Genomic DNA, 11377 nt, shown 5'->3' on the forward strand with positions numbered 1-11377 from the left:
AAATATCCATTTGGCGAATGTATTCGTCAACTACGAACGGGTATTTGGAAAAGGATGGAAAATTAACGCGGGCACGAATGTGCAGTTATCCTTTACGGAATGTAGTTTCAAAAGATGGAGAAGTGATTACAGACGTAGAGCAACTTAAAGATAAAACCTTGCTGTTAAACAAGGGTACAACGGCTGATGCTTACTTCACCAAAAATTATCCAAACATCAGAACGTTAAAATTTGAGCAAAACACCGAAACTTTCGAAGCATTGCGTGATGGACGTGGTGATGCATAAGCCCACGATAACACGCTACTCTTTGCATGGGCAAAAGAAAACCCAGGCTTCACTGTGGGTATTAAAAATTTAGGCGAGCAAGACACCATTGCTCCAGCAGTGAAAAAAGGTGATATCGAATTGCTCAATTGGTTAAATGCAGAAATTCAAAAATTAGGTAAAGAAGGTGTGTTAAAACAAGCATACAATAAAACATTACTGCCTGTTTATGGTGATGCGATTAGCGAGAAAGATGTGGTTGTGGAATATAAATAACTACGTAGGATACAGAAAAGTAAAACCCATCAACTTTTTACGGTTGCTGGGTTTATTTTTTCAGGGAAAGTTGAAATAGATAAAGGATATTTGATTTATCAAACTGAGTTGGAATATTCATCTAAGCGGTAATTTTCTCCACATCGCCAAACGAACCACTACGGGAAATTATCCCCGTAAGGCTGGCTGGAGATGAATGCCACCTGTTACTTCTACTGCCTTACAAGGCTGGGATTTTGACTTTCCCAAATCGGGTAAGTTGGTTGAAATTGGTTTTGCGAATAGCAGATCCGAGCAGCCGATTGTACGAAATTTCTACTCTCAGGGAAAAAAACTGCTGAATGTGCACGAAATGCTCAGACAGCAACGCTCAGAGGTATTTGAGCACACCAATAGCACGATTAAAAGGCGTTAATTATTTACCTAAAATTTTAAGACTCAGTAATTCACGAGAAGGAATATGACCAGAATTACAAACTAAAATATGTAAGAAAGCAAACTCGGTATCCGTCAGTTCTAGGTCATCATCAACTAGCAAATTTCAGGCATAATTATTCACCCTTTAGTTTATTATTTAATTGAGCCAACAATTTAGAGTTTTTGAACAGATTGTCAAATTATTCGCAAGATTTTATCTTATTCCAAAGTTCATCCAATTCGCTTAATGCACAATCAGAGAGCTGCTTATGTTGGGCTTTTACTAATTGTTCCACACAGCGGAAACGGCGTTCAAATTTAGCATTTGCAATACGTAAACACCCTTCAGCATCAATATGATAGTGGCGACAGAGGTTGACACTTGCAAACAATAAATCACCTAATTCTTCTTCTAGCTTTTGAGTATGAACAGGTAATTGTGCCATTTCATCACTTACTTCGCGTAGCTCTTCTTCTACTTTATCAAAAACTGCTTCAGGATCATTCCAATCAAACCCTACTTTAGCACAACGTTTTTGTAATTTCTGAGCACGTGTAAGTGCAGGAAGTGCGAAAGGAAGATCATCTAAAATAGAATCGTGAGCCTGATGTTTTTCATCATTTGCTTTTTGTTCTTCCCAAGTTTTTAATGCTTCTTCGCTGTTTGTCGCTTTTTTGTCACCAAATACATGTGGATGGCGGTAGATGAGTTTGTTATAAATATCAGTAAGTACATCGTTAAAATCAAATGAACCTTCTTCTTTAGCGAGTTGGCTAAGGAATACAACTTGGAGCAATAAATCGCCTAATTCTTCACGTAAAGCGGTACGATTTTGCGTATGAATTGCTTCGGCAACTTCGTAGGTTTCTTCTAATAGGTGAGGAAGCATAGTATCAAAATTCTGGGAGAGATCCCACGGACACCCACCTTCTGGATTACGGAGCTGAGCAACAAGGTCGAGAAATTGGTTCATATTAGGGGTGGATGTGAGCTGAAATGTGTGTGAGTTCATATTGTTATATTATATAGACAGTGATTAAAAATGAAAGAAATTGCTTAATTATAGAGCAAAACCGTTATTCTTAAAAATAAAGTTTTATGCCAAAATGAATAGAATTTTTCATTTACTAAAATATTTATCATTTGAGAGTGATTTTTGTTTCGTTTTTGTATATCATGTCGCCCGTTTTATTCGTACCTTGCAAAAGGTTTTTTATTTAATCAAACAGGAAAATGTGAATGAAGTTTCAACACACTTTAGTGTATACCTCCCTCTTTATGGTGCCAGTAGTGGCAATGGCGGAAAATGCGGCTGAATTAGAACAAGTTAATGTGGTTTCTCAGCTTGAGAAAGTAAAAGCAGCTGGTGATAAACACAAAGAAATCGTTAATTTAAGTTTGCTTGGCCGTCAAACTGCGTTTACTTCACCTATTGCGGTAGTAAACTATGATGAGAAAGCTTTTGAAGATAAAGCTCCGCGTAATGTTGTGGATGCAATTGCAAAAACAGATGCTTCTGTTGTGAACTTTGGAGGTGAGACAAATACGCTATCTGGTGTTTATGTTCGCAATCTTCAGTTAGATATGCGCCAAGTAAGTGTAAATGGTTTAGCAGGTCTTTATTCTACTTATAACTCACCAACAGCAGGCGTTGCAGCTGCACAATTAATTAAAGGTGCATCAACAGCAACAACGGGAATGGATCCTGAAGGCTCAGCTGGAGCATCAATGAATATTGAAACTAAACGTGCGACCGATGAAGATATCAATAAAATTGGTTTTGGCTGGTATAGCAACAATCGTTTACAAGAAACCTTTGATTTCGGTCGTCGCTTCGGTGCAAATAAAGAATGGGGCGTGCGTGTAAGTGGTAAATATCGTGATGGTGATACAGCTCGTAATGATTATGATGAATTAGCGAAAGAGTTAGCAATTGGTGCTGATTATAATGGTGAAAAATTGCGTGTTGGTGTTGATTATATGATGAATAAACGTGATACCAATGGTGGTCGTGCACGTTTACAAGATATGCAAAACTTAGCATTTACTGTGCCTTCAGCTCCAAATGGTAAAATAAACTTGAATCCGCATTGGATAGGTCAAACTACTCAAGATGAGACCATTATGGGTACATTTGAGTATGATCTGCCTTTTAATATGATGGTTTCTGGTGGTTTAGGTCATATGGAATCTCGTTATGATGGTGCTTTTGGTCAAATTACGAATATACGACAAAATGGTAAGTTCAATGTAACAGGTATTCGCGGTATGGATTTCCGCTCACGTACAACCAGTGGTAACTTGAAGTTACAAGGTGAAGTTGAAACAGGTTCTGTATTACAAAATTGGAATATTGCTTATGATAGCGTAGTTCGCCAACGCGATCACGATAACAGCAGTGCAACCAATGGGCGTGTTACAGGTGGTTCAATTTACTCGCCTACTTTTGGTCGTTTAACACCCACAACTTTTGATTTATCTCCAGTAAAACAGAACACGGATAGTAAATTAACAGCACGCAGTCTTGCACTAGCAGATACATTAGGTTTTATCGATAACACTGTTCGTTTAACTTTAGGTGGGCGTTTCCAATGGATTAAGCAATTGGATAAAACGACAGCGAAAGAGGTGAAAGCAGATCGCTTCAGCCCGATGGTAACTTTGGCTTATGTAGCGAATCCCAATACGGTGTTTTATTCTAACTATCTAGAAGATTTAGAGCCAGGTAACGTAGATCAAGATACGGGAGAAATGAATAACCCTCGTGTAAGCAAACAAATTGAAGTAGGTGTGCGTAAGAACTGGAACGATGCATTTACAACAACATTAAGTGCATATGAAATCCGCCGCCCTGGCATTATTCGTGGAAGAATGGGGACAGCTTTAGCTTCTCTTGCGGGAAAAGAGCAAGGTAAAGAACGCAATCGTGGTATTGAGTTTAATGCTTATGCAAGTTTGTTTGATAATACCTTACGTCCATCTATCGGCTTAACCTATAACCAAGCAAAAGTGTTTGATTTCCCAACTTATGCAGATACGATCGTATCGGGTGTACAAGTAACCAGCCCTCGTTGGATTGCAAAATCAGCAGTAGAGTGGAATACGCCATTCGTACCTAATTTAACCTTGAATGCAGCGTTACAATATTATGGCGCATCTTATCAAGACTCAGCAGCTAACTACAAATTACCATCTTACACTACTGTAGATTTAGGGGCGAAATATGTGGTTAAAGTGTCAGAAAAACAAACCTTAACTTTACGTGGTGGTGTTGAAAACTTATTCAATAAACATTACTGGCAAGTACAACGTGGTATGTATGACCGTAGCTTTGCCGTGTTAGGTATGCCGCGTACATATTGGGCAAATATGGAATATTCGTTCTAATAAATCAGCATATAGGACAAAATTAAAACCTCTAGATAAATTTCTAGAGGTTTTTTAGTGGTTTGAAAGCTGGAGTAAGCTAGCTTTGCTAGAGCGATTATTTAGACGCTTTTAACTCTTGGTAATATTTTTCGTAAAGCTCAATAGCATCACCCACATCATCTTGCCATTGTGATTCTTGTAACACTTTTTGTGTTGGATAAATCGCAGGGTCTTGCGTGATCTCTTTCGGTAGCACTTCTAATGCTTTCATATTTGAAGTTGGATAACCGATAGCAAGCGTAAGTTGCTCAGATACTTTCGCACTTAATAAGTAGTTGATTAGCTTGTGTGCGTTCTCTTTGTTTTTTGAGTTCGATGGAATCGCTAAAGTATCAACCCAAAGTACTGGGCCCTCTTTCGGGAACACCATATCAATTGGTGCTTGTTCTTTCTTCGCAATACGCACAGAACCATTCCATAATTGACCTACAGACACTTCACCTGAAATGAATGAGTTTGCAGGATTGTCAGAACTGAATGAAAGTACGTTTGGACGTAATTTTTTCAATTCTTCATAAGCTGCTTTGATCTCTTCAGGATCTGTGGTATTTGGGTTTTTGCCTAATTTTAATAATGCGATGTTGAACACTTCACGTGCATCGTCTAACAATTGGATTTTGTTTGCGAACTCAGGTTTCCATAAATCCCCCCAAGAGGTGAATTGGTTGCCTTTGTAGTTGTTAGTGTTAAATGCAATGCCTGGAGCACCTAAAAGTTGAGGTAATGAATATTTGTTACCTTTATCGTAAGGTTTGTCTAACCAGTCAGGGTTTAATTCTGCGATAACGGGTAATTTGCTGTGATCAAGCTCCGCTAACATCCCTTCTTTTGCCATTTTAGACACAAAGTAATTGGAAGGTGCGATTACATCATAACCGCCATCTTTACCTTGAAGTTTTAACTTCGCATACATTGTTTCGTTAGATTCAAGGCTAGATACTTCAACTTTAATACCAGTCTCTTTTTGAAATTGATCTAACAAACCTTCAGGTACATACTCAGTCCAAGTATATAAGTGAACGGTGCCAGCATCAGCTGGGGCAGCAGCCTCAGTTGTTTTTGCCTTTTCTTCATTGCAAGCTGTTAATGCGAATGAAGCCACACCTGCAGCGAATAAACCTGCGAATTTTTTCATTTAGTTTTCTCCGTTAAGAAAAAAGATAAAAGCGGTCGGATTTCTCCGAAGTTTGACGAATCTTCCATACCAATCAATGGCAATGAAATCGAAGGGATTTTAAGCTACCCCCCATATTTTGCAAGCCTTTTTTGCCCTGAAGAAGGATTTATTTTCCTATTCTTCTTGAATTTCGCTAATTTGCTATTATATTAAATCCGATTTTATTTCACTGAATTTAAGAGGATTTTGTATGACTACTCAACAAGAAAAAGCACAAGAGCAAAGCACAGAACAAGAAAATGTAGAACTCCAACAACCTGAAGCGGTTGAAGAGCAAGTACAATCAGAAAATAGAGAAGAGCAACCTGTTGAAGCAGAATTAGCCGCAGCTTATGCTCGTATCAATGAATTAGAAATTTATGTTTCAGAAATTGATGCACGTGAAAAAGATATTCAATTACGTGCTCAAGCAGAAATTCAAAACATTCGCCGCCGTGCAGAACAAGATGTGGAAAAAGCACATAAATTTGCGTTAGAAAAATTCTCAAAAGAGTTATTAACAGTGGTAGATAACCTTGAGCGTGGCTTAGATGCATTAGATAAAGCGGTTACCGATGAGACCACACAAGCATTAGTTGATGGTGTTGAAATGACACATAAAGAGTTTATTTCAACATTAGGTAAATTTGGCGTAGAATCCGTTGGCGTTGTTGGCGAAGCGTTTAATCCTGAACTTCATCAAGCAATCTCAATGCAGCCTGCTGAAGGTATTGAACCTAACCATATTAGCGTAGTTTTACAAAAAGGCTACACATTGCAAGGTCGTGTATTACGTCCTGCAATGGTGATGGTAGCAGCTTAAAGACAAAAGCTGGAGTTGAATGTTTGCTCTGCACCTTAATAGTTGGTTACTTGGTTCAACTATTGAGGTGCAGAGCATTTTTTCACCCATTACGTATAACACCTCTCCAATACCCCCCTCATAAAATTTAACACCATAAACACGGTGATAACACCGTTTATACCGAACATCATGATCATGAACACGGTGGCGATAATGCTGATAATGTCGCCGATTTCGAACCAAACTAACACCGTTAAGGTAATAACTGAAATCGTGGCGATAAAGCAGGAAACGAAAACTAAGCTGTTGAGTGAAAAAGGGTTTGCTAATTTATGGTTGGCAAACTTACGCTCATAATGCCCAAAATGTTTACGCTTAATATAGGCTATCGAATGAAATTCAATAATTGATTTGTAATAACACTCTTTCAGCTTGAATTTATAAATTAAGTACCAAAGAGGTAGTTTATGACTTTACGTTGTGTTTTATCCTGATTACTCTAAAATTTCTATTACAGAGTGCTCATTCAAGCCTCTCACTTGAGTGCCTTTTCTCGCTCTTTCCCCTTGATATTTTTCAATGTCGGCAGGTTTTAGGGTGATTTTGCGTTTGCCTGAAACAAACACAAGCGATTGATTTGGTTTAAGTAATAATAAATGAGCCAAATATTCTTCGCCTGATTTTGAAGCTTGGGCGGAAATATTGATAATTTTGTTTCCTTTGCCTTTGGAAAGAGTTGGTAGTTCGCTTAATGGGAATACCAACATTCTACCCACATTACTGATCGCTACAAGAGAGCATTTTTCTTCCAGCGAGACAAGTTGTGGAGGTAGTGCTTTTGCATTTTCTGTTAAAGAAATGACCGCTTTACCCGCCTTGTTACGAGAGATTAAATCTTCAAAAGTACAAATGAAACCATAGCCTGAGTTGGATGCCATCAAAACATTTTCGGTAGGTTGTCCCATTAAGACTTGCTGAATTTCTGCACCTTCTGGCAAGGTAATCTTACTTGTAAGTGGCTCGCCTTGTGAGCGAGCAGAAGGCAGTGAGGTTGGATCAATCGTATAAACTCGTCCCGTGCTATCTAAGAACACTACAGGCTGATTGCTGCGACCGTGAGCGTGAGCCAGATATTGGTCGCCTGCACGGTATGCTAAGCCTTTCACGTCAATGTCGTGTCCTTTTGCACAACGCACCCAGCCTTTTTCCGATAAAATGACAGTAACATCTTCAGTTGGTGTGAGATCTGCTTCTGAAATGGCTTTTGCTTCCGTACGCTCTACAAAAATAGATCTCCGTGGTGAAGCGAATGTTTCTGCATCAGTCTGAATTTCTTTTTTAATAAGCGTGTTTAATCGGCGTTCCGAACCTAATAAAACTTGTAGTTCATTTCGCTCTTTTTCTAGTGCATTTTGTTCTGCTTTAAGCGTGGTTTCTTCTAGTTTTGCTAGGTTGCGTAAGCGTAGGTTTAAAATCGCATCAGCTTGAATTTCGCTTAATCCAAAACGAGCCATTAATATGGCTTTAGGTTCATCTTCATTGCGGATAATCTCAATCACTTCGTTAATGTTTAAGAACGCTATAATTAAGCCTTCAATGATATGCAAGCGGTCTAAAATTTTATCTAATCGGTAATTGAGACGGCGAGTAACGGTCACACGGCGAAAACTCAGCCACTCAGTCAAGATAGTATGCAGGTTTTTCACCGCAGGTTTGCCATCTAAACCAATCATATTCATATTGATGCGGAAGCTTTTTTCGAGCTCAGTTGTCGCAAACAGATGATCCATCAATGCATCAAAATCAATACGATTTGAGCGAGGCATAATCACGATTCGAATTGGATTTTCGTGGTTTGATTCATCGCGAACATCATCCACCATTGGTAGTTTTTTGTTCTTCATTTGAGCAGCAATTTGTTCAATGATTTTTGATGGCGAGGTTTGATATGGCAGAGCGTTAATTACAATTTTGCCATCTTCTTTTTGCCAAACCGCACGGGTCTTGATTGAGCCACGTCCTTGTTCGTAGATTTTTGCTATCTCCGCTTTTGGTGTGATAATTTCCGCTTGCGTTGGGTAGTCAGGTCCTTGCACAACACTCAAAATATCCTTTAATGTTACATTCGGATTATCCAACAACATCACACAGGCATCTGCCAATTCATTAATGTTGTGAGGCGGAATATCGGTTGCCATCCCCACGGCAATTCCTGTTGAACCGTTCAATAAAATATGTGGCAAGCGAGAAGGGAATGCTACAGGTTCGATTTTTGAACCATCAAAATTAGGTTTGAAATCTACCGTGCCTTGGTCAATCTCAGAAAGTAAAATGGATGAAAATTTGGTTAAGCGTGCTTCAGTATAACGATACGCCGCCGCATCATCTTCTAAGCTACCCCAGTTTCCTTGACCATCAATTAGCGGGTAGCGGAAGGTAAAATCTTGTGCCATTCCCACCATTGCACCATAACAAGCAGAGTCGCCGTGTGGGTGGAATTTACCTAACACATCACCGACGGTACGAGCTGCTTTGGCATATTTTGCATTGGCATTTAAGCCTAATTCAGACATAGCATAGATAATGCGACGTTGTACGGGTTTTAAACCATCGCCAATAAATGGTAACGCCCTATCCATAATCACATACATTGAATAATTGAGGTAAGCGTCTTCAGTAAAACGCTTAATTGGCATTTGTTCAACGCCTTCGTAATTGATAATGGTATTGTTCATAACTTTTAGATTGATTACAAAAAATGTTTTATTTTCTATGATCTGTGGATATTTGTCCACTTAAAATAAATAAGCGGTCGTTTTTTCATTCCTCTTTACGAAATGATGAGATGCCGAGGAATTTTATAAAAAGCAAAAATAGTAGGCGATTTTGTGTGAAAAAGACTGTATAATGCGAGCGTTTTATTTCCGATTTGTAGAGGCGGCTATCAAAAGCGATTTGTTTAGCGTTTATTTGAGAATGAACGAAATCGTTTTTGCTAGTCGCAATTTGTAAGAAATAAAACTAAATTTTAATCAAAATTTAATCAAAAATTTAAGGATTTAGTTATGACTCCAATTGTTAGACAATTTAAATATGGTCAGCACACTGTGACCTTAGAAACAGGTGCAATCGCACGCCAAGCTACTGCAGCAGTAATGGCAAGTATGGATGATACAACCGTTTTTGTGACCGTTGTGGCAAAAAAAGAGGTTAAAGAAGGTCAAGATTTTTTCCCTTTAACCGTTGATTACCAAGAGCGTACTTACGCAGCAGGTCGTATTCCTGGTGGTTTCTTCAAACGTGAAGGTCGCCCATCTGAAGGTGAAACATTAGTGGCTCGTTTAATTGACCGCCCAGTTCGCCCACTTTTTCCTGAAGGTTTTTTCAACGAAATTCAAGTGATTGCAACGGTGGTTTCTGTAAACCCACAAATCAGCCCAGATTTAGTCGCAATGATTGGTGCATCAGCAGCACTTTCACTTTCTGGCGTACCTTTCAATGGTCCAATCGGTGCAGCTCGCGTTGGTTTTATTAATGATCAATTCGTATTAAACCCAACTACCTCAGAGCAAAAATTAAGCCGTTTAGACCTTGTTGTTGCAGGTACAGATAAAGCGGTGTTAATGGTGGAATCTGAAGCGGATATTTTAACGGAAGAGCAAATGCTTTCAGCGGTGGTATTTGGTCATCAACAACAACAAGTAGTGATTGAGAATATCAAAGAATTCGTAAAAGAAGCAGGCAAACCACGCTGGGATTGGGTTGCACCAGAGCCAAATACAGATTTGATCAACAAAGTAAAAGCGTTGGCAGAAAGCCGTATCGGTGATGCTTATCGTATCACTGAAAAACAAGCACGTTACGAACAAATCGACACTATCAAAGCAGAAGTAATTGCTACGTTAACCGCAGAAGATGAAACCGTTTCTGAAGGTGCAATTATTGATATTATTACTGCATTGGAAAGCCAAATCGTACGTAGCCGTATCATTGCAGGTGAACCACGTATTGATGGTCGTACTGTAGATACCGTTCGTGCCTTAGATATTTGCACAGGTGTATTACCACGCACTCACGGTTCAGCAATCTTTACTCGTGGCGAAACTCAAGCATTAGCGGTGGCAACTTTAGGTACAGAACGCGACGCACAAATCATTGATGAATTAACTGGCGAAAAATCAGATCGCTTCTTATTCCACTACAACTTCCCTCCATACTCAGTGGGTGAAACAGGTCGTATCGGTTCGCCAAAACGTCGTGAAATCGGTCACGGTCGTTTAGCTAAGCGTGGTGTGTTAGCAGTAATGCCAAGTGCAGAAGAATTCCCGTATGTTGTGCGTGTAGTATCTGAAATCACTGAGTCAAACGGTTCTTCTTCAATGGCTTCTGTGTGTGGTGCTTCTCTTGCGTTAATGGATGCGGGTGTGCCAATTAAAGCAGCAGTCGCAGGCATCGCAATGGGCTTGGTAAAAGAAGAAGAAAAATTTGTAGTGCTTTCAGATATTTTAGGGGATGAGGATCATTTAGGCGATATGGACTTTAAAGTGGCGGGTACACGTGAAGGTGTGACTGCACTTCAAATGGATATCAAAATTGAAGGTATTACCCCTGAGATTATGCAAATTGCGTTGAACCAAGCGAAAGGTGCCCGTATGCACATCTTAAACGTGATGGAACAGGCAATTCCAGCACCGCGTGTGGATATTTCAGACTACGCACCGCGTATTCACACAATGAAAATTGATCCGAAGAAAATCAAAGATGTGATTGGTAAAGGTGGTGCAACCATTCGTGCATTAACCGAAGAAACAGGTACTTCAATAGATATTGACGATGATGGTACAGTGAAAATTGCAGCAACTGACAACAATGCAGCGAAAACGGTTATGGCTCGTATCGAAGAAATCGTGGCAGAAGTGGAAGTGAATGCAATTTATAAAGGTAAAGTGACTCGAGTGGTTGATTTCGGTGCATTTGTTTCGATTCTAGGCGGTAAAGAAGGTCTGGTTCACATTTCACAGATCACA

The 11377-nt window shown here is 39.4% G+C and carries 8 protein-coding genes and 1 pseudogene; 6 read left to right on the forward strand and 3 right to left on the reverse strand.

The window, feature by feature from the left end:
• Positions 1-101 precede the first annotated feature (101 nt).
• Together KH943_RS06435 and KH943_RS06440 are read left to right on the forward strand one after the other, a co-directional pair.
• Positions 102-542: pseudogene (locus KH943_RS06435) on the forward strand (ABC transporter substrate-binding protein); the annotation flags it as partial.
• 196 nt (positions 543-738) lie between these two features.
• A complete protein-coding gene (locus KH943_RS06440) occupies positions 739-957 on the forward strand; it encodes a hypothetical protein (RefSeq protein ID WP_304109145.1) in 219 nt (72 codons plus the stop codon).
• Positions 958-1159: 202 nt separating this feature from the next.
• On the opposite strand, the gene mazG is transcribed toward KH943_RS06440, so the two are convergent.
• A complete protein-coding gene (gene mazG, locus KH943_RS06450) occupies positions 1160-1972 on the reverse strand; it encodes a nucleoside triphosphate pyrophosphohydrolase (protein ID WP_304109147.1) in 813 nt (270 codons plus the stop codon).
• Between the two features lie 227 nt (positions 1973-2199).
• Between mazG and KH943_RS06455 the strand changes: the two genes are divergently transcribed.
• Positions 2200-4347, forward strand: coding sequence for a TonB-dependent siderophore receptor (locus KH943_RS06455; protein WP_304109149.1), 2148 nt, complete (start codon positions 2200-2202; stop codon positions 4345-4347).
• 97 nt (positions 4348-4444) lie between these two features.
• Here the strand turns inward: KH943_RS06455 and KH943_RS06460 are convergent, their stop codons facing one another.
• A complete protein-coding gene (locus KH943_RS06460) occupies positions 4445-5524 on the reverse strand; it encodes an extracellular solute-binding protein (RefSeq protein ID WP_304109152.1) in 1080 nt (359 codons plus the stop codon).
• A gap of 232 nt (positions 5525-5756) precedes the next feature.
• On the opposite strand from KH943_RS06460, the gene grpE reads away from it, so the two are divergent.
• Positions 5757-6368 (forward strand): nucleotide exchange factor GrpE, encoded by a 612-nt coding sequence (gene grpE / locus KH943_RS06465; protein WP_304109155.1) that lies wholly within the window; start codon positions 5757-5759, stop codon positions 6366-6368.
• 171 nt (positions 6369-6539) lie between these two features.
• Entirely contained in the window at positions 6540-6707 is a 168-nt protein-coding gene (locus KH943_RS06470) for a hypothetical protein (RefSeq protein ID WP_304109158.1), read from the forward strand.
• A 137-nt stretch (positions 6708-6844) separates the two neighbouring features.
• On the opposite strand, the gene parC is transcribed toward KH943_RS06470, so the two are convergent.
• Positions 6845-9085, reverse strand: coding sequence for a DNA topoisomerase IV subunit A (gene parC / locus KH943_RS06475; protein ID WP_304109160.1), 2241 nt, complete (start codon positions 9083-9085; stop codon positions 6845-6847).
• Positions 9086-9415: 330 nt separating this feature from the next.
• Between parC and pnp the strand changes: the two genes are divergently transcribed.
• On the forward strand, positions 9416-11377 hold a 1962-nt coding region (pnp, locus tag KH943_RS06480), incomplete at its 3' end, for a polyribonucleotide nucleotidyltransferase (RefSeq protein ID WP_304109163.1).

Origin of the sequence: Haemophilus parahaemolyticus (genome assembly GCF_018373095.1) — a bacterium.
Lineage (GTDB): Bacteria > Pseudomonadota > Gammaproteobacteria > Enterobacterales > Pasteurellaceae > Haemophilus_A > Haemophilus_A parahaemolyticus_A.